Genomic DNA, 20,495 nt, shown 5'->3' on the forward strand with positions numbered 1-20,495 from the left:
TCAGCTTTAATTACTCCTTTCCTATGGTTCCCAGATGCGTATGTTTAAAAGAATCCCCGTATTTCAGTCCGTATCCCAGCATACGGTCAAAGCTGGAATGTGCAAACAGTATAGTCCCGATCATCTGCATTAGTTCCGCATGTACAAAAAAACCGAGCAAATATATGACTATGGCAATACCTTTATGATGAAAAATATTGTAGGTTACCGCTCCTGTTCTGGTGTTCCAAATATATCCGACCATACCGATATCGGGCGCAAAAAACAGGCCGGCAAACCACCACCAGGAATAATCCAGCCCGCTGAAAAGGAAAATGCCCAGGGCCAGCATTAGAAGTTCTTCTAACTGTAATGTTCGTTTCATACTACCATACTTTATAGAGCACAGGTTTACTGGGGGAAGCATCATTCACAAAAGATGCTATCTGTAAATTTAACAAATATGTTCCATCTGCTACCGAATCCGGGACAAAAATAAATTCCGTAATGGTCGCATCCAGCCTTATCCGGCCATCTACATCCCAGAAAGCTTTGTGTGCCAATAATTTTCCTTCATCCTTTTCCCTGTCTACCGACGGAAGGTCTGTCAAAAGATGTTTTATCCCCGATTCCCGGAGATAAACGGTAACCGCTTCCTCCAGATAGGGAGGATTGGTATGCGAATATTTTCTGGTTAGTTTGCTCCTATCGTTGGGCAATGTACGGATGATCACTGCTTCGGGAGTTTTTCCATTCAATAGATGCACTAGCTGTTTTTTGGAAATTACCAGATCTTCCCCCTGGGATTCCGGTTGTACGGAGATCACTTCTGCCATAAAGAAAAACTGTTGCAATACGTCATTGACATTGTAAAACTCCCTGGTAATATGCCCCGCACATTCGGTGTGCGTACCATGTGCATGGGGATTGAATCGGATATTATTGAAATTGGTCGAAGCTCCCGAAGCCACACTTCCCGTCCAGTCGCCCGACCGAACGGGCGTAATTTCCGGCGCTCCGAGATACCACGCCACGGGATTGTCTTCCGATGCGCGTAAAGGGATGGAAATGTCCAGAGGTTGACTCAGGTTTGCCTTATATATTTTATCCTGATAGTGTATTGTAGTTTGCATATTGCAATTTAGGTATAATGCGGGAATTGACGAGAGAATATCCTTAACACACCCCAAAAGGGATATTTTTTTGCCGGTTACCGCCAAAACCTATAGTTTTACTCTTCCGTAAAATTGTATCCTGATGACCATGCGTAAAATAGTCCTGACCTGTTCTCTTTTTCTTTTACTTTTTATCTGTATCCCTGTGTTTGCCCAGGACGTACATCCGGATGCGACCATCATACAGCAGCATGTGAATTTCCTCGCCGCAGACAAAATGAAAGGGCGTGGCACAGGCAGCAGGGGACTGAAAAAAGCGGCCCGGTATATCGAGCGCCGGTTCAAAAAATACGGACTCACCCCGGCAGGAACCCGGAAATTCAAACAGCCCTTTACTGCAAAGGTGAAAAAAGTGGTCGTTAAGGACAGCATACGAAAGGCCAATAACATTATCGGTTTTCTGGATAACGGTGCTCCCTACACTATTGTTATAGGTGCGCATTACGATCACCTGGGCACGGGGAAACAGGGCAGTTCCAAACACCCGCAACCCGAAGGGCTCATTCACAACGGTGCGGACGACAACGCATCAGGAGTTGCAGGTCTGCTGGAACTGGCCCGTTATTTTTCCGGTAACGGGGAAACCGAAGCGTACAATTTTCTGTTTATCGCCTTTTCTGCAGAAGAACTGGGACTTTTGGGCTCAAGATATTTTACGGAACATCCGGTCATCCTGCTGGAAAACATTCACTTTATGCTGAACATGGATATGATAGGCCGTTACAACCCGGAACGGGGGATCGGAATAGGAGGATACGGTACCAGCAGTAAATGGCCGGCAATTTTTGAAGGCGTAAAAGCCGGAGTCAAATTCTTCACGGATAATGCCGGAAGCGGTGGCTCCGATCACGGTTCTTTTTACGCAAAGCAAATTCCGGTCCTGTTTTTCCACACCGGCGGCCATCCGGACTATCACATGCCTTCGGACGATGCCGACAAAGTCAACGCCGAAGCCGAAGCAAAGATCATCGCCCTGGAAATACAGCTAATAGAAAATGCAATGGAACAGGAAAAACTGCCTTTTACCGAAGTCAAAAATTAATTCACAAAAAAGAGATCAGCAGCAATACCGTCGGTAAGGAATTTGCCTTTGGGCGTTGCCTGCAAAACATCATCATAAAGGCTTAATGCCCCGTTTTTTATGTGCTTCCCGGCCTGTTTCAGCAGGTAATCCCGGTAAACCGTCCCGAAATCCTTTTCCACCCGGTGTACAGACACACCCCAAATGGTGCGCAAACCGGTCATTACATATTCATTATAACGGTCAATTCCCGTCAGTATCTCCGTCTCACAGGGCAATACTTTCTTGCCGATGGCCCTGATATACTTCGCATTATTGGCGATATTCCAGCTCCTGGCCCTGCCATCATAACTATGTGCGGACGGGCCGATGCCCAGGTACTTTTTTCCCAGCCAGTAGGCCGTATTGTTCCTGGAAAAGTATCCTTCCTTACCAAAATTGGAAAGTTCGTAGTGTACAAACCCCCCGGATTGAAGCGTTTCGGCCAATATGGCAAATTGTTCCCCCGCCTGCCCTTCATCCGGTGCCGAGGTTTTCCCCGTGCGGATAAACTTTTCCAATGCGGTTTTGGGTTCCACGGTAAGTGCATAGGCAGAAATATGCGGAATATTATAATGCAATGCCATTTTCAGGTTTTCCCGCCAGCGGATATTGTCCATCCCCGGAATCCCGTAAATAAGGTCTATGGTGATATTGTCAAAATACCGGGTAGCCACGGACAGGCATTCCCGGGCTTCCTCCGCATTATGGGCACGGTTCATCCATTTCAGGTCGGTATTAAAAAAGGACTGGATACCGATGCTCAACCGGTTTACCGGGGAAACAGCCAGTGCTTCGATCTTTTTTCCGGAAAGATCGTCCGGATTGGCCTCTAAAGTGATCTCCGGATTTTCTACGACTTTATAATGCGCATAAACCGTATTGATAAGTTCGGCTAATTCCTCCACTGCTAACAGAGAAGGGGTACCGCCCCCGAAATAGATGGTTTCCACGGCCTCGTCCCGGAATTCTTCTTTTCGCAGTTGCAATTCCTTTTGCAAGGCGCGTATCATCTCATCCTTTTTCGCGGTGGACGTGGAAAAGTGAAAATCGCAATAGTGACATGCCTGTTTGCAGAACGGTATGTGGATGTATATGCCTCCCATGCGTATGTTTCAAAATTCTATCCGGACTTTATTTTTTGACGCGACCTTCATTTTGTTTTACAAATGCACCCCAGCCGCTGTACCCTTTTTGTCCGGATGTTTTCCCGGAATTAAAAAAATGGCAGACCGCCGCCGCCAGACCGTCGGTGGAATCGAGGTTTTTGGGAAGTTCTTTCAGATGAAGCAGGTTTTGCAGCATCCCGGCCACCTGCTCCTTACTGGCATTTCCGTTCCCGGTAATGGCCATTTTTATCTTTTTGGGCGAATATTCGGTCACAGGTACTTCCCTGGAGAGCCCCGCTGCCATGGCCACCCCCTGTGCCCTTCCCAGCTTGAGCATGGACTGTACGTTTTTACCGAAAAAAGGCGATTCAATAGCTATTTCATCGGGGTGATAGGTGTCTATCAGCTCTATTGTACGTTCAAATATCATCTTGAGTTTCAGGTAGTGGTCGCTGTACTTTTTTAATTGCAGTTCGTTTAATTGCATAAACTGCATCTGTTTGCTGACTACCTTGATCAACCCGAATCCCATTATGGTTGTTCCCGGATCAATGCCCAATATTATTTTTTCTTTTGTCAAAATTCAAAACGTTAGGAAGCTTTCCTCCGCAAAGGTACGAAGTTAGAACGGGTTTCAGGGAGTGTTGCCCGAAGAAGGCGCAATAGCCTGAAGTACTATGGGCAAACGGTATTTGGTGGTTACGGGGATATTCCGCTTTAAGGCCGGGTGTAATCCGGGCATATTATCCAGGCTTATGCGAACAATACTGTCCAGGTCGGGGACATGTTTTTCCCATTGGTCCCTCTGCTCTATTTCGGCAACAGATACCTGTCCGGTACGCGAAATAAGGAACCTCACATAAATCGTATCGTCCACATTGCCGTGCATCACTACTTCCTGGTCTTCTATACCCGCATAAAGGTGCCGGATAAACGTATTTTCAAAACACGTTTTTTGCTGTGCTTTATCCGCCGTCTCATCACAACTTTCAAACAAGGGATACTGATCGATCTCGTTCCAGTTGATGTTCCTGATCTCGTCACGGACGAGTTCGTCGGCAGCAACTTTTTCCTTACGGAACCAGTTGCAGGAGGACATCATTACACAAAAAACAATGCCTGACACTATGTGCAAAAAAGCACTTCTTTTAAAGTCGTACCGGAATACAAAAGAGAAAAAGTCGCCTGTTATTCGCATAAAACACCCGTTGAATGCTGAAAATTACGACTTTTTGAGAAATATCAACAATTTTATGGCGGTTTCCGTATTTTTTGCTCGTCAACAAGTTCGGAGCAAGCTTGGGGGGCGCAAACCGGAAAATCCCGGAAAACATCTTAACGCAGGCACCAGGGTGTTTTAAATCTCACTTAGTGAGTAAAACAGGGCTATTCGGCATCGGCCTCCATATGCATCTCCTTTTTAAGTGCCGATATTCGTTTGGCTACATAGTCTTTATATATAAGGACCTGTCCGGAATTACCGAATTTTTCGATAAAATCTTCGTAATACCGGAGTTTTAATTCCGGATCGGCATAGTAGTTATCGGCTACGAGGCATATCCTGTAATATAAATGTGCGCTTCCCGGGTCTTCCCGACTGGCTTTTTTCAGGTAGTCCAGTCCGGTTTTCACATCTTTCTGTTCCAGGGCGACATTGGCCAGGGTTTCATATTCGTCTTCAAAAGTGACCTTTTTTGCTTTTATCGCGGCTTCGGCATACCGGGTCGCGGGCTCATAGTTATTCAGTTTGAGGTATATCTTGCTCAGTGCCAGTAATGTTTTCGGGTTAGGGTTTATCCCGTTAATTTCCAATGCCCTGCCATAAGCTTCAATGGCTTTTTCATATTCTATTGTAATTGCATAACAATAGCCCAGCTTTTCAAAAATATAAGCTTTTTCCTCACCCAACTCCACCAGCCGTTCAAACCCGGGGATCGCTTTATCGTGATTTCCGTTGTTAAACAGGGCCAGGGCCTTCAGATTGATGAGTTCAACGGAGTTCGGATAGAAATCCAGTCCCTTGTTCACATATTTCAGTACGGTGTCTTTTTCCCCGTGTTTCAGGTAGTATTTACCGATCTGATAAATGCTCTTCAGGTGCGTATTGTCAAGTGTAAATGCCTTCTTAAAAGCTTTCAGTGCCGTAAAAGCATCTTTAGTGCCCCGGATACTTCGCCCCAGCCGGTAAAAGTTACCCGGATTAAGACTGTCTTTTATTACCAGGTCCATAAAAGTGGTTCTGGCCTTTTGATATTGTTTGGTTTTCAGGTAGAGTTTGCCCTGTTCACTTTGGGCCAGCAGCATTTCGGGGTGTTTTTTCAGCAATTCCCCATATTGTACGACGGCTTTGTCATAATTTCCCAAGGCACTGTAGGCGCGGGCAATCTGCAGGCTGCTGTTTACCGAAGGATATTGTGCATATACATTGATCGCTTCGGTATAATTGCCCATGGCATACAGGCTGTCGGCCACATGCAAGGCCGGGGACTGCGCCCCGGCCCTTAAAGTAACAATCAAAAAAACTAAAATCAGCAAAAAATTCTTTCTGAGCCTCACTGTCTTTGTTTTTTGGTAATCTATTACTGCAGCAATGCTATACTACATAGCAACTTTATATCTGTTTTCGTCATTCACGGTAAATTCCATATCAGACAAGCCGATATAATTTACGGTTAGCACTTCTCCTTTCGATGCCCTGATCTTAAAATTGCCGTCAAAATCGGTTATCGTACCCCGGTCTGTCCCCTTCACCATAACATTTGCCCCGGGCAGCCCTTTTGAGTAATTCGAAACAGATCCGTACACATATTCGTTACTTTTGGATATATCATTAAATGCTACCACCTTTCTATCTTGTGCATCTTCCCTTATACCAGAATGTTGTTGTTCGTTCGAAGCCGAAGATAACCTGAATGTTATCGGGATCGAGAAAGGTACATTAACAGGCTGTCCCTTCTGTTCGCCGGGGGTCATTTTGGGGAGCCTTTCTATAATGCGTACCGCTTCCTTTTCCAGTATGGGAGAAGGGCCTCTCTTCCTGATATCTACAATATTTCCTTGCTTGTCTATCGTAAACATTATCGCTACCCTCCCCTGGATACCTTGCTGCTGGGCCTCTTCCGGATAGCGGAAATGCTTGCGGATGTGTTTCTGTATTTTTTCCCGGAAACACGACCTCGGGTCGGCCGCATTCTCACATCCGGGGAATACGGGTGTCTGGTCGACAACAGCAAAGGGGACACCCACTCCTGATTCTGAATGATCAAGCTTCGGATAGTCTCCTTCCGGTTTCGCTGATTCTACTTCATATCCTACAACCACTATTTCACTGAGCATCATAACCTCCTGTTTTTCCTGTTCGGTGAGGTTCTCTTTTTCGGCAATGGTGGCTTTTAACTGCTCGACCTGTTCGGATATGGAACTGTTTTGTTCGGGAACGACGGCTTCGTCGTTTTCGCAGGAACTGTACATCAACATACTGAGTACCAGAGGAACCAGCACCAGATACTTGAACTGCCAGATTTTTCTGGATCTTGATTTTTGTAACATAACTATTCGTTTTTTGATTAATGATGATTTAAAAAATGGATTGACAAATGATATTTTTTCGGTTTGAAACACTTCCTCCAGCAAAAACCGGTAGCTTTCCTTTTTGTCCGGACCTGTACTCCTGGCATCGGCAATAAACTCATGCAGTTCGGCCATACGGCTCTGGAAGATGTATATCAGCGGGTTAAACCAGAAGAGGACACGCAGTAATTCAAAGAACAACAGGTCTATCGTATGTTTTTCGCGGATATGTACCAGTTCGTGGGCAATGATATGACTGTGATCTTTTTTATAGACTTCTTCACCCAGGTAAATGCTGTTAAAAAAGGAAAATGCCGCATTGCTGTCCGGCAGCACCACTTCTTCGTAAACCTGTTGTTTAACGATCTTCCCCCGGTATCGCAGCCAGTATATCCTGCCGATCTTTACCAGGAACAGCATGAAACTCAGTACTGCCCCGGCGAGCAGTACCCACTGCCAGGCCGGGATACCGGTGGTTACCTCCACTGTCTGTTCCTGTTGTGCTCCGGGCCCTACAATAACTTCGGGCAGGGCCACGACGTATTCCTGCGGCATTACCTTGCCCAGTTTTTCTATTTTGATAAGGGGAATAACGCAGGACAATACCGGGGTTACCCACAGGTAGAGCCTGTTCCAGTTAAAGAAGGTTTCCTTTTTGAGGAACAGATCATAAACAATCAGAAAAAATAATTGAAATGCGACGGTTTGCAACAGGTAATGTATCATTTTTCCGGGTCTTTATCGTTAACTTCCTTTAATATATCTTCGAGTTCTTCCATGCTGATGTCGTTCTTTTTCATAAAAAAGGAAACCATGCTTTTAAAAGAACCCTGAAAGTAATTGTTCACCAGTTTGGTAATAGACTGGTTACTGTATTCCGACTTCCTGAGCAACGGATAATACAGGTAACCTTTTCCTTCCTTTTCATGCCCCACAAAGCCTTTGCTCTCCAGTATCCTTACAATGGTAGATACCGTATTGTATGCCGGTTTCGGCTCTTCCAATTTTTCGATAATGGCGGCCACATTGGCTTTTTCCAGTATCCATAATATCTGCATGACCTCTTCCTCGGCCTTGGTTAATTGTTTCATTTCGGATTTTCTTTTCAACTAAGTTATTAGTTCATTAACGCAAATATAACTAAATATTTAGTTTAAACTAATTTTTTAGTTAAAAATTTATTTGATCGTGGATTTAAAAACCCGCCGCCCCGTGTTTTTTTATTACATTAGCGTATACATAAAGAAAGACCATATGGACATTGCTTTGACGATTCTCGGCCTTTTGTGCATGCTTATCGGTATTCTCGGCAGTATATTGCCTATACTCCCCGGACCTCCCATAAGCTGGGTAGGGCTTTTATTATTACACCTTACCAAAGCGGCTACCCTGAGCTGGTGGTTTCTCGGTATTACACTTCTGGTAGCCATTGTAATTACCGTACTGGACTATGTAGTACCCGCCATGGGGACAAAAAAGTTCGGCGGGAGCAAAGCGGGAATGTGGGGGACCACTATCGGTCTTGTTGTGGGGATTATTGCGCCTATCCCGCTTGGTATCCTTATCGGACCTTTCCTGGGGGCACTTATCGGGGAAATGATAAACAAGGCGGATAGCAAAACCGCCCTCCGGGCTGCTTTCGGTTCTTTCCTCGGTTTTTTAACAGGAACTTTCATGAAACTGGTAGTGACCGTAGTTTTCTTCGTTATGTTCCTCGTTAAAATGTGGGATTACAGGATGGAACTGTTCGCTTTCGGGTAGTCGTGATTGTCGGTTTGGGAGTTCCGGAGCTCTTATGGATATGTTCGATCATACCTATAAATATAATAATCAAGCAACACCCGAGGCAGAGCCTCGGGGGAATTCTATGGATTAAATTCCAAACTAATTATTATTAAAAGTCTCCTCCAGGTCGTAATTTTGCAATCCGATAACGAAGACCTTATGCTAGACTTACTTAAGAAAACCTTGTTCTCCACTAAATTAATGGCCATTTTGTTTCTTCTATTTGCTACTGCAATGGGTATGGCAACTTTTATTGAAAATTGGTACAGCATCGAAACCGCCCGTATTTACATTTACAATGCCACCTGGTTCGAGGCCATTATGGTTTTCTTTGTGATCAATTTTTTAGGGAACATTTACAGGTACAACCTTCTGCAATGGAAAAAATGGCCTGTTTTGATTTTACACCTTTCATGGATACTGATTATTGTAGGGGCTTTTGTAACGCGATATATAAGTTACGAAGGCATGATGCCCATCCGGGAGGGGAAAACGTCCAGTACCTTCCTGTCAGACAAGACCTATCTCACGGCTTTTATAGACGGGGAGATTAACGGAGAGCCTATGCGAAAATCCATGAAGGAGAACATCCTGGTTTCCCCGGAAGGCATCCAATCCGGGCTTCCATGGAAATCCGATTTTAACGGGCAGCCGTTCGCTATATCGCATGTGGGATACATTAGCGGAGCAGAGCAGGGGCTTGTTCCCGATGAAAACGGGGAGGAATATCTCAAGATCGTAGAGTCTGGCGGAGGTACGCGCCACGACCATTACATCAAAAGCGGGGAGGTGACCAGCATTCACAATGTGCTTTTTTCCCTGAATAAACCCACCCAGGGCGCCATCAATATCAATACAAAAGACAGTGTATATACCATAAATCCCCCTTTTGAAGGGACTTTTATGCGAATGGCAGACCAACACAAGGGTGAAGTTATAAAAGACAGTTTACAGCCCCTGCAACTCCGGTCGTTGTACCATATAGCCAATATGCAGTTTGTATTCCCCGACCCGGTGGTAAAAGGGAGATACGAGGTGGTAGAGGCCGAAGACAAACAAAATGCCTCGCAGGACGCTATTATCCTGGATATTTCTACGGCTGAGAAAACCAAACGGGTAAAAGTCCTGGGGGGAAAAGGAGTAGTCAGTCAACCTGTAACAGTAAATCTTGGCGGGCTGGATTTTCACCTGTCTTTCGGGTCTGTTGAAATAGAACTGCCCTTCAGTATTAAACTAAATGATTTTATAGCCGAAAAATATCCCGGAACAGAAACAGGTTATTCTTCCTTTATGAGTAAGGTTACAGTAAATGACGACAAGCCGTTTGATTACGATATTTATATGAACCATATCCTGGACCACAAGGGCTACCGTTTCTTCCAGGCCCAGTTCGACCCCGACGAAAAAGGGACGGTACTTTCCGTAAATCACGATTTTTACGGTACCTGGATCACCTATATCGGTTACACCCTGCTCTATATAGGTTTGCTGGGCATTATGTTCTACGGAAAAACAAGGTTTAGGACCCTGGGCAAGATGCTTAAAAAAGTAAAGACGGAAAAGGCAAAAATGGCAGCAGCTATGTTATTCCTGATTGGTTGCTTTCAAGGATTTGCCCAGCAAGCACCGCAGGAAAACCATAACAACTTACCCACTCAGGAACAAATAGATTCGCTTATCAAGGCCACAACCGTTAGTGAGGAACATGCGGATAAATTTGGGGAACTGGTCATCCAGGATGAAGGAGGGCGGATGAAACCTTTGCATACTTTTACTTCAGAGTTGTTGCGTAAACTCAGTGGCAAGGACAAATTCAAGAACATGAATTCCGATCAGGTATTCCTTTCCATGATGATAAACCCGGCCCTTTGGTACACTACAGAATTAATCAAAGTTGGTAAATGGCAAAATGATAGTATTCGTCAGGTATTGGGAGTGGAAAAAACGAAAAAATACATTAAGCCGGTTGATTTGTTCGATGCTACAGGTATGTATAAATTAAAGCCTTACTTGAACGAAGCTAGCTCTACGACCAATCCCAATGAATTCCAAAAAGACTTTATCAAGGTTCATGAACGTCTCTCCTTGTTGGAAATGGCATTGAGCGGAAGCATATTGAAAATATTTCCGTTGTTGAACGATGAGAACAACAAATGGATTTCTGCCGTGGAATTCCGTTCCGGTCAATATCCGGCGCAAGATTCCCTGTATGCCAATTTTATGACGAATAGCCTTCCACATTACGTCAATACTTTACGGAATGCTATTGCTACAGGAGATTATTCAGAATCCAATAAACTGCTGGAAGCCTTTAAACAGAACCAAAGAAATCATGGTTCAGAAGTAATGCTATCTAAGAAAAAGATAAAAACCGAAATCATTTACAATAAGCTGGATATCTTCAATCGTCTGTATCAATACTATATGATGGTAGGGGGGCTGTTGTTCTTAATTCTCATTTTCAGGATTTTTAAGGACGGGAAAATCTGGAGGGCCTCAACCTACTTCTTAAAGGGGATGATTATTTTATTTTTTATTTGGCATACCGCAGGCTTGGTATTACGTTGGTACATTTCGGGCCATGCCCCTTGGAGTAATGCTTATGAAAGTATTCTGTATGTTTCCTGGGCTACATTGGGTATGGGATTACTTTTTGCCAGAAAAAGTGACTTAACCCTGGCCGCAAGTGCTTTTGTTGCTTCAATGCTGCTTTGGATCGGGCACCAAAGTTGGGTAGATCCTGCTATTGCTAATCTGGTGCCCGTTTTGGATAGTTATTGGGTGATGATTCATGTACCGATAATTGTAGGCAGTTATGGCCCTTTCACAGTAAGCATGATCTTGGGTGTGGTTTCATTGATTCTTATTATTCTGACGACCAAAAAGAACAAAAGGCAAATGGAAATTAACCTGAAGGAGTTGACCATTATCAATGAACTGGCCCTAACAGTAGGTTTGGTGATGCTCACCATTGGTAACTTTTTGGGAGGGCAATGGGCCAATGAGAGTTGGGGACGTTATTGGGGATGGGACCCCAAAGAAACCTGGGCATTGGTTTCCATCATGGTCTATGCTTTTATACTACATATGCGATTGGTACCTGGCCTAAAGGGAAGATGGATTTACAATTTTATGAGTGTAGCGGCCTACGGTAGTGTTATGATGACCTATTTTGGTGTTAATTTCTACCTGGTTGGCCTTCATAGCTACGCGCAATCGGGTTCTGCAGCCATTACCCCGGATTATGTGAAATATATTGTCTTTGGATTATTAATTCTTGGCAGCATCAGTTATTGGAGATATCGGGCGATTTATAAAAAGCCAGCGTGAAATCTTCCTGTCAGGAAAAGGAAGTTACTTAGTTATTAAAACGGTATGGTGATTTGCAGGAATTGGGTGTACAATTACTTCTTTATTAGTATATTGATTCCATCCATAATCAGATTTAATATTATCCACAATTATTTTTTCTCCATTAATTGGATAGGGCGGAACTTTTGACCTTTTTCAACATTTCAAAATCAATATTAAAAGTCCTTTCGACAGCCTCTTTTTTAGCCTCATCACCTACTTGGTAATATTGATTTAAGGCCTTTAAATCCTTATACTTTTTAGTGTCCGTTACTGAAAATTCCGGCTGAAAAAGCCCCGAAAGTACTTTTACGGGCACCTCCGGGGCTATTCAAAAAACACAGAAAATATAAAAACTAAATCAATCGTAATCGGAATACCTTACGGCAAATACACAACGGTTGTCACTGCCGTATTTTGATGTTTCATATTCGGTCAGGTTCCAGAGGTATCCCGTGTTTTCTTCATAATAGAGGTCCTCTGCTCCGTGTGGCCACCGATACCTGGCACCATTGGACGCGCCGTCGTAATAGCGTACAAGCCTTGCGGTAGAACCCTGGTATTTACTTTTGCCCGTAACAGCCATCAGGGTTGTGGTTCCTTTTCTGTAAACGCCCTGCATGTTATAGACCGGACCGTTGTTTCCGGTAGCGTTATCTTTGGGTTCTATGACTTCGGGCAACGGGCTTTGTGTTATGTTTCCCTGGGAATCGACAGGAAAACCATAAACTTTGGGGATTCTCCCATCGGATGATGTAATATACTGCCCCGTCCAGAAACGCTTCTCGGAAGATGTGCCTTCACCCAATGCTATACAGGAATAAGGAGAGGCCCCATTGATATCGTAAAACCCGGTTTGCGGCAAAATATACCTGTAATTAAACGCCCGGAGCGTACCATCCGACTCTTTCCCCAGCTTACTCTTTGAACTGTCTCCGGAGACTTCCACGATCTTGTTCAGGTCAAAAACCCGTATTCCGAGTCCGGTGGACGCCACGTAGATCTTCTGATTGCGGTAGGCTACTCCCCCGGCATGGATGCGTACCGGGCCGAATTCACCATACTGTGTGTATTTGTCGGACTCCTTATAAAAACGATTGTCCTTGTCCTGTACCAGTAAAATGTGTCGGTACCTGATATTGTTCATATCGGTAATATCCACGAGCGATACCCGCACTCCCTTGTGTTTGTTTTCCACTCCCGGTATTTGCGAGGGCCCTACGCCATACCATGTGGTGAGCAGGAATTTTCTCCCGCCCCATTCAAAACCGGTAATGCCCTGCGGCCTCCAGTCTTCGGTCTGCTGGTCGCCGCTGTTCCACTTGAACCCGGTAACCTGGCGATCCGAAGGAATGTTAAATCCATACACCGAAGTATATCCGCTTTTGGAAGCCGTTCGGTTAAGATTGAGCTGTACGGGTGTTTTAAACCCGTAAGAAGATAATCCCGATACAAAACTGCTTTCATCAGTATAGGAAAACGTTACGTCGTTCGTGGGAGCACTTACGGAATACACTTCATTCAGTGTAACTTCCTCCGTTTCCGAAACATCCTGGTCGGAACACGAAAAGGTCAGCAGGGCAAAAAAGGCGGTAATTACTAATGGGAAACAGTTGCCGGTTGCCGGTTTTAAAACCAGTAACCGGGCCACCCGCAACTGGTACCGGGCTTTAATGAATAAGCAAGTAGGTTTCATGTTTATCTGTTTTTAGTGTGATCTGCTATTTTACGGTTTCTTTAAATACATTCCCGAACCTGTCGGTTACCTCCACTACGATATTTGAAGCCGAAGTATCCGGGTCAAAAAAGAACATGTGGTCGGTAAGCTGGGGTTCCACCCATTTTCTCCTTTCGGGGAGTTCGGGGCCTTCGTGCAGTTTTATGCTCAGGGGATCCCTGGCCGTTACCCTTTCCAGTTTGCCTTTTCGGATACCGTTCTCATACCACATCACCTTCCAGTCGGGGTCCCAGTTCCACACGTTAGCTGCCCACCGTTCGGGATGATCGGGGTGCTCTCCTTTTTCATAGACCCGGAACTGGTGGTCTTTGTCCAGTCCGGTAGATTTGTATTGCCAGGAGATATCGGAGCCGTTCACCTTGTATATTCCATATCCGGCAGGTGTACCGTCATGGCAAATCGGACCGCTCCACCAGGCACCGCATACGGTACCGTGACAATGTTCGTACAGCTTATCGCCGAGTTTCATATTATCGTTAAAGTGTGTGTGCCCCGACATGATATGCGCCGTAAAGGGTTCGAGGAGTTTGTAGAGATGCTTCCTGTTGTTCACAATACCTCCGATGTGATCCTGATCCGGATAGCGCTTTACCGAACCGGTGTAGGTAGGTATATGCAGGGAAACCACCACCGTAGTACCCGGCTCAACGAAACTCAGGTCTTTTTCCAGCCAGGCGAGCTGTTCTTCGGTAATGTAACCGATGTATTTTTTATTCCTTCCTATAAAAAACACATCGTCCAGTACCACATAGTGTACTTCTCCCCGGTTGAAGGAATAATAAGTAGGGCCGAAATGGCCGTTGAACGTTCCTGTAGTCGTTTCGTCACTACGCCCTCCCAGATCCATATCGTGGTTACCGATTACCTGGAAGAAAGGGATATCCATTTGCTTTACCATGGCGTTGTAGTCCTTAAACAACGGCAGGTTGTCAAAAACGAGGTCACCGCAGCCTATACCAAAGGTATTGGGGTCATTGATATCCTTTACGGTTTTTACCAGGTCCGGCGTGGCCACTGTGAGCAACTGATCGGCTTCGTATTCGTTTTGTATCTGCGTATCGGCCAGGACGAGAAAGTGGTGATCTTCATCGGATTGTTCGAGCACTTTTATCGGGAAGTGAAAATCCTGAGCTTCCCTGCCTTTATCCAGTACCTTAAAGTAATTGGCCGAACCGTTTTCCAGCCGGTCTATGACATATCCGGAAGGCAGGCTGATATAAACAAAATCCCTGCTGTTATTGCTGGTAAACTCGAAACGGCCATCGGCATCGGTCTGTACTACGCTGATTCCGTCGGTAACAGCAACCCTGGCGACACCCTTGTTTCGGGAAGTTACCCTCCCTTTAACCTTTACGGGTTTATAGAGGCCAGGGTCTAAAAAATTGGCATACGCTCCGGCGGGAAAAAAGCCCAGGGCGGAAATTCCCCCGGTGGCCAGTCCCATCTTTTTGAGAAAATCTCTTCTGTTTTGCATAACTGTGCTGTTTTTTGGATTTCTGTGTTTTTAATATGGGTATGAAGAGGTGCAGGACAATGCCTGCACCGTATCTGAAATTTCACATTTTAGTCCACGTCCCACCAAACCCTGACATTGATCTCATCACCGCCCATGCGTTCTACAGCAGCTTTATAGTTCTCGTTGTTCCTGTCTGCTTCATTAATTGGATAATAAAACCGGACAGGCATTTCGCCTCCGTTTAACATGGAACTGCTTACCGGTAATTCCGGGAAGCCCGTACGGCGTTGTTCAAACCAAGCCTGATAATCTGTAAAGAACAACGCGTAATATTTCTGCAGAAGGATACGTTGCAATGTACCGTTATACTCCGTATGTTCATTTTTAAAGTACACTTCCGGGTCTATTACCTCACCGGCATCGTTTTGTTCTACGGGCATTTCCAGTCCCCACATTTCTATGGCTGCGGTCACTCCGTTTTTATAATGCGCTTCGGCATCGTTAATATAGCCGCGTTGTGCAAGTTCAGCCTTTATAAATTCAACCTCGGCGTAGCTTAAAACCGGTACTATCATCGGTTCCCTTGCCAGGCTTTGCTGAATTCCGGATGCCGTGGCTATACTATCGGGAAGCGGTTTTTCGATAAAATCTACCGGCTGGCCGATATAGCCGTAATTCTCATCGTCCAGTCCCCTCGCCACTGTGGCAAATACTTCGAGGCGCGGGTCTTCAAAATCCCTAAGGTTGTCTATAAAAAACTCACTGCACGACCTAAATGTATTAAAATCCTGCGGACGATCCCAGGGAGACAGTAAGGGAGGCACGCCATCTATCTGTAAAACGGCACCGTCATCATTGCTTTCGAAAACCGGGTATTCCGCCGGATTATTTACAATAGCGGTCAAACGGGAGAAGGCATCTGTGTCCCGGCCGGAGATCCGGAGTAAAAGCCTCATATGAAGTGAATTGGTGAATTTCTTCCACTTATTCACATCATTGTGATAAAGGATGTCTTCCACATAAATCATCTCTTCATCGTTATAGAGCGAATTTGCTCTTTCGAGATCGTCTAACAACATTTCGTATATTTCCTGTTGGGGCATAAATTCCGGATACCAGGTGCCTTCTTCAGCCAGCAGTGCCATATCTGCCGGTACATCACCGAAACAATCGGTCAGCACGGAAAAGGCATAGGCTTTCAGCGTCAGCGCAATGGCTTCGTAATTCGGCATTTCTTCCCGGACAGCAGCCATTTCCATTTCACGGATATTGTTCAGCCATTTGTAGTAATCTCCCCAGGTACTGTTTCCGATATTCGGGTCAAAGTCGTACAGGAAGGGCGAATTGATCAGGTCGTCCGTCCTGGAGAATACCTGCATCAGCGGGGAAGTAACAGTACGCATCTGCAATGCATTCCGTCTTGCCAGCCCGTAGATCACCGGGTTTAAGGTACTTCCCGGGGTAATATCCTGGAGGTTATTCGGGTGTGTGTTGGTTTCTTCGAAATCGCCCGTACATGCGTTGATCAAAAGCAACAGACCAAACAGCCTTAATATGTTGTAAATTCTCATAGCTTTTATGTTAGAATCCTAATTTTATGTTCATTCCAAATTCTGTAGGTACGGGCATCTGCCCCACCTCAGCCCCGGGGTGCATATTGGTTCCCCCGGCAAGTCCGGCCACTTCCGGGTCGTAAATCGGGAAATCGGAAATCACCGCAAGGTTTCTGCCGTAAACTGAGAAGCTCAGTTTATTCAAAAACGTATGCTCCAGTAATTTTGCAGGGACACCATATTCCAGGCTCACTTCACGGAGCTTTACAAAAGAAGCGTCAAAGGAATTGGCCTCCGTATTGACCAGCTTGTAATGTGTATCGTAATACTCGGCAATCGGGATAGCCCTGGTGTTGGGCGAATACGTACCGTCGCCGTTGTCAACCACGCCTTCGCCAACAAGTTCGCCTTCTTCCCTTCCCCTGAGGGTATGTTTCAATTTTCCCTGTTGGGTGAGTTTATGGTGGGTATGGGAATAGATCTTGCCACCGTATTTTCCGTCGATCACTGCACTCAGCCTGAAATTCTTAAAGCGTACACTATTGATAAATCCGGCGACCCATTTGGGTTCTGTATTGCCAATATAGATAAGATCGTCTGTAAGTTCCGGATAACCGTTTTCATCATAAATGACCTGTCCGTCGGGCGCACGCTTAAACCCGCGGCCGTAAAGTGCCCCGGACGGTCCGCCTTCAACAGCCATCAGTTTGGCACCTGAAGAACTCAGCAATTCCATTGTCCCGCCTTCTATTTTTTCATGAAGCGACAACACCCTGCTTTCGTTTTTGGCCCAGGTGAGTGTGGTATTCCACTCCCAGTTGGACGATTTTACCGGAGCGGCATCCAGCATCAGTTCTATCCCGCGATTACGTACTTCCCCAGCATTTATAGTAACCTTGTCATACCCCGATGATTCCGGCAGCGGAATGTCGAGGATCTGATTTTTTGTGTTAGTCTGGTATACCGCAGCATCCAATTTCAGGCGGTTGTTAAACATGCGAAAATCCAGTCCCAGCTCCACACTTGTGGTTTTTTCGGGTTTGAGGTCAATATTATACAGCGTGGAAGGCGCTACCGCAGAACCTGCAAAATCACTTCTTCCGTAGTATTTTTTAGTTCCGTAACGGTTACCGTATTGTCCTGCCCCCCCTACGTCTGCAACGGATGCCCTGAGTTTGGCAAAACTTATGCTCTCGGGCAGGGTTACTATTTCGCTCATAATAATCCCAAGGCTCGCCGAAGGGAAAAAATACGACCAGTTACCTCTCGGAAGCACGCTGTTCCAGTCGTTCCTGCCGGTAACATCCAGGAAAACCTTATCCTGCCATCCCAATGACAGCATTCCGTAAAGGCTGTTTACCTCATTATTTCCATCATATTCACTGGTAAAGGTCTGCGTGCCGTTGACCAGGTTGTACTCTCCCGGGATCTCCAGTCCGTCGGTCCAGCCGTCCTGCCGGTTATACTGATAGTCCATCATATTTCCCCCGACATTGAACGTAAGGTCCAGGTCTTCCCAGAATTCATCGGTATAAGTGAGCAGAAAATCTATATTGGTCTCTCTCTTAAACACCCCGGTTTTCCTGTAGTATCCTTTTTTATATCGATTGATGTCATAAGGGCGGCGCTGTTCCATCCGTTTGTGATAGGTATTGAGCGCCCCGCGGAGCATCAGGCTGAGTTTCGGGGATATTTCCACATCCATCTTCAGGTTACCTGTTATGGCATTCTGGTCCAGACTGTTGGTAATTTCATACGCCATGGCATAGGGATTGTCAATATAGCTGCTATACGGACGTATCATGTCTACCTGTTCCTGTCCCTTTTTCCATATGGGCCTGTACCAATCAAGATCTACATTGGGATTCTGAAAAATCATGAAATATGCTATGGAATGATTGTTGTACCCCTGTCCCGGCAGATTGTCACTAATTTTGTTGCGGTAATTGACTACGGAACTCAACCCTATCTTATCAGATACCTCGTAATTGGCATTCACAGACAGCGAAAGTTGCTCAAAACCGGTATTGGGCATGATCCATTCGTTTTTGGTATGGGTCAGCGAGGTACGCATACTTCCTTTTTCTCCACCACCCTGAACGGATATATTGTGAATATTGGTTACCCCTGTCCGCCAGAAGTCCTTCCGGTTGTTTTTATACGGTCGCCAAAGCCTGCGCTCAGGCGATTGCCCTTCCACTTCGGGGTCGTATTGATAGTAGTATTGTCCTTCGAATTTAGGACCGAAAGCACTACTGCTCCCCCCGGTGCTTTTTCCGTCTTCAGAGGCTCCGTAGGTATAATACAGCCTGTCGTGATACGGTACCGGGTTCCCCTGCCCGTCCGTTTCCGGTTTCAGGTAACTCCCCTTGCCGCTTCCCTGGCCGTATTCGTATTGCCAGTCCGGCCAGCGGGTAATGACGTCGAACCTGGTATTGGAGCTTATGGTCACTCCCAGTCCTTTTTGTTTTTTCCCGGACCTGGTAGTAATAATTATGGCTCCGTTAGCGGCCTGGTATCCGTATAGTGCTGTGGCCCCCGCTCCTTTCAACACCGATATGCTTTCGATATCTTCGGGATTCAGGTCGGAAACGGCATTACCGAAATCCACCGGGGTATCGTTATTGGCCGCACCTCCCATATAACCGTTCGAAGCACCCGATCCGGGAAATTCATTTTGTATCGGTACACCGTCAATGACCACCAATGCCCCGTTATTTCCGGGATCAAGTGAGTTGTCTCCCCTCAGTTTGATCTGCTGTGAACTTACCGGGCCGCCCAGACCGTTGATCTTTAGCCCGGGCACTTTTCCGCGTAATGCTTCCGACCAGTTATTTGGCCGTGCATCGGTAAGTTGTTCGGGTGTCACGGTTTGCTGGGCATATCCCAGCTTTTTGGTTTCCCGTTTAATACCGAGTGCGGTAACCACCACTTCTTCGAGGGAACTGACATCTTCTTCCAGTACAATATTCAGGAATGATCGATTGCCAAGCGGAACTTCTTTGTTCTTATACCCTATAAAAGACACGAAAATGGCCGTTGCTCCTTCCGGAACATTAATTTTAAAATTCCCGTCAAAGTCGGAAGTTGTTCCTATGGTAGTCCCTTTTACGACAACTGTGGCCCCGGGTAAGGGAATTCCGTCGGCATCTTTTATAACACCGCTTACGGTCGTGTCCTGAACAGTCACCCTCGTTACGGTTATGGTACTGTTCATTTGCTTAAAGATGAAATTTTCCCGGGATTTCAGGTCATCCAGTATTTCAGCTACACTTTTATCCGGGTAAATAAAGGTATAGGTCCTGGAAGTGTTCAATACTTTTTCATCATAGACAAACGTAAATTCCGTCTGGTCTTCAATTTCGGAAAACAACTGCTTAATTGTGGCATTCTCCAGTTTGATGGTGACGCTTACATTTTCAGTATTCTGTATTCCCGAAGTATATGCGCGGGAGGCAGTGCAGGAAAGCACTGACACCAGTATGTAAACACAGATATTTATCGTTTTGCACAATAATTTTTGTAGTTTCGTATTCATTTTCTGGCTATAAGGTTTTGCTTAGGGGGCTGCCTGCAAGCAACCCCTTATTTAGGAGTAATTACTTTATCAGTCCGACTCCATTCCCGCTTTTTGCGGAGAACCCGGCTGCAACCGGTTAATTTTGGAGTTACCCATTTCTGCTGCAACAGGAATGGGTTTTTTGTTTTTCGGGTAACAT

The 20,495-nt window shown here is 45.6% G+C and carries 15 protein-coding genes; 3 read left to right on the plus strand and 12 right to left on the minus strand.

Annotated elements, in window-relative coordinates; all coding sequences use genetic code 11:
* Positions 1-10: 10 nt before the first annotated feature.
* Together LS482_RS06130 and LS482_RS06135 are read right to left on the minus strand one after the other, a co-directional pair.
* Positions 11-364, minus strand: a complete 354-nt coding sequence (locus tag LS482_RS06130) for a DUF4260 domain-containing protein (protein ID WP_233030871.1) — start codon at positions 362-364, stop codon at positions 11-13.
* A 1-nt stretch (position 365) separates the two neighbouring features.
* Positions 366-1,112, minus strand: coding sequence for a cyclase family protein (locus tag LS482_RS06135; RefSeq protein ID WP_233030872.1), 747 nt, complete (start codon positions 1,110-1,112; stop codon positions 366-368).
* A 124-nt stretch (positions 1,113-1,236) separates the two neighbouring features.
* Here LS482_RS06135 and LS482_RS06140 point away from each other — a divergent pair, with 124 nt between their 5' ends.
* Positions 1,237-2,196 carry a M20/M25/M40 family metallo-hydrolase gene (locus LS482_RS06140; protein ID WP_233030873.1) on the plus strand — a complete coding sequence of 320 codons (960 nt, stop codon included), beginning with the start codon at positions 1,237-1,239 and terminating at the stop codon, positions 2,194-2,196.
* Here LS482_RS06140 and hemW read toward each other — a convergent pair.
* From hemW to LS482_RS06170, 6 genes are all read right to left on the minus strand, one after another.
* The gene (gene hemW / locus LS482_RS06145; protein WP_233030874.1) at positions 2,193-3,320 is read right to left on the minus strand and encodes a radical SAM family heme chaperone HemW; all 1,128 of its coding nucleotides are present in this window, start codon (positions 3,318-3,320) and stop codon (positions 2,193-2,195) included. The genes LS482_RS06140 and hemW overlap by 4 nt on opposite strands.
* Positions 3,321-3,348: 28 nt before the next feature.
* The gene (ruvC, locus tag LS482_RS06150; protein ID WP_233030875.1) at positions 3,349-3,903 is read right to left on the minus strand and encodes a crossover junction endodeoxyribonuclease RuvC; all 555 of its coding nucleotides are present in this window, start codon (positions 3,901-3,903) and stop codon (positions 3,349-3,351) included.
* Positions 3,904-3,957: 54 nt separating this feature from the next.
* Entirely contained in the window at positions 3,958-4,521 is a 564-nt protein-coding gene (locus LS482_RS06155; protein WP_233030876.1) for a hypothetical protein, read from the minus strand.
* A gap of 188 nt (positions 4,522-4,709) precedes the next feature.
* On the minus strand, positions 4,710-5,879 hold the full coding sequence (locus LS482_RS06160; RefSeq protein WP_233030877.1) for a tetratricopeptide repeat protein: 1,170 nt from the start codon (positions 5,877-5,879) through the stop codon (positions 4,710-4,712).
* Between the two features lie 42 nt (positions 5,880-5,921).
* The gene (locus LS482_RS06165) at positions 5,922-7,619 is read right to left on the minus strand and encodes a M56 family metallopeptidase (RefSeq protein ID WP_233030878.1); all 1,698 of its coding nucleotides are present in this window, start codon (positions 7,617-7,619) and stop codon (positions 5,922-5,924) included.
* Positions 7,616-7,984 (minus strand): BlaI/MecI/CopY family transcriptional regulator, encoded by a 369-nt coding sequence (locus tag LS482_RS06170; protein ID WP_233030879.1) that lies wholly within the window; start codon positions 7,982-7,984, stop codon positions 7,616-7,618. The genes LS482_RS06165 and LS482_RS06170 overlap by 4 nt, the downstream gene beginning before the upstream one ends.
* A 163-nt stretch (positions 7,985-8,147) precedes the next feature.
* Between LS482_RS06170 and LS482_RS06175 the strand changes: the two genes are divergently transcribed.
* Both LS482_RS06175 and LS482_RS06180 read left to right on the plus strand, forming a co-directional pair.
* A complete protein-coding gene (locus LS482_RS06175) occupies positions 8,148-8,654 on the plus strand; it encodes a DUF456 domain-containing protein (protein ID WP_233031802.1) in 507 nt (168 codons plus the stop codon).
* A gap of 183 nt (positions 8,655-8,837) precedes the next feature.
* On the plus strand, positions 8,838-12,008 hold the full coding sequence (locus tag LS482_RS06180) for a cytochrome c biogenesis protein (RefSeq protein ID WP_233030880.1): 3,171 nt from the start codon (positions 8,838-8,840) through the stop codon (positions 12,006-12,008).
* A 382-nt stretch (positions 12,009-12,390) separates the two neighbouring features.
* On the opposite strand, the gene LS482_RS06185 is transcribed toward LS482_RS06180, so the two are convergent.
* The 4 genes from LS482_RS06185 to LS482_RS06200 form a co-directional block, all read right to left on the minus strand.
* Positions 12,391-13,725, minus strand: coding sequence for a hypothetical protein (locus tag LS482_RS06185; protein ID WP_233030881.1), 1,335 nt, complete (start codon positions 13,723-13,725; stop codon positions 12,391-12,393).
* Positions 13,726-13,750: 25 nt separating this feature from the next.
* Entirely contained in the window at positions 13,751-15,241 is a 1,491-nt protein-coding gene (locus LS482_RS06190) for a calcineurin-like phosphoesterase C-terminal domain-containing protein (RefSeq protein WP_233030882.1), read from the minus strand.
* Positions 15,242-15,330: 89 nt separating this feature from the next.
* Positions 15,331-16,794 carry a SusD/RagB family nutrient-binding outer membrane lipoprotein gene (locus LS482_RS06195; protein WP_233030883.1) on the minus strand — a complete coding sequence of 488 codons (1,464 nt, stop codon included), beginning with the start codon at positions 16,792-16,794 and terminating at the stop codon, positions 15,331-15,333.
* 10 nt (positions 16,795-16,804) lie between these two features.
* Entirely contained in the window at positions 16,805-20,314 is a 3,510-nt protein-coding gene (locus tag LS482_RS06200) for a SusC/RagA family TonB-linked outer membrane protein (RefSeq protein WP_233030884.1), read from the minus strand.
* Positions 20,315-20,495: the final 181 nt, after the last annotated feature.

This window comes from Sinomicrobium kalidii (assembly GCF_021183825.1).
Lineage (GTDB): Bacteria > Bacteroidota > Bacteroidia > Flavobacteriales > Flavobacteriaceae > Sinomicrobium > Sinomicrobium kalidii.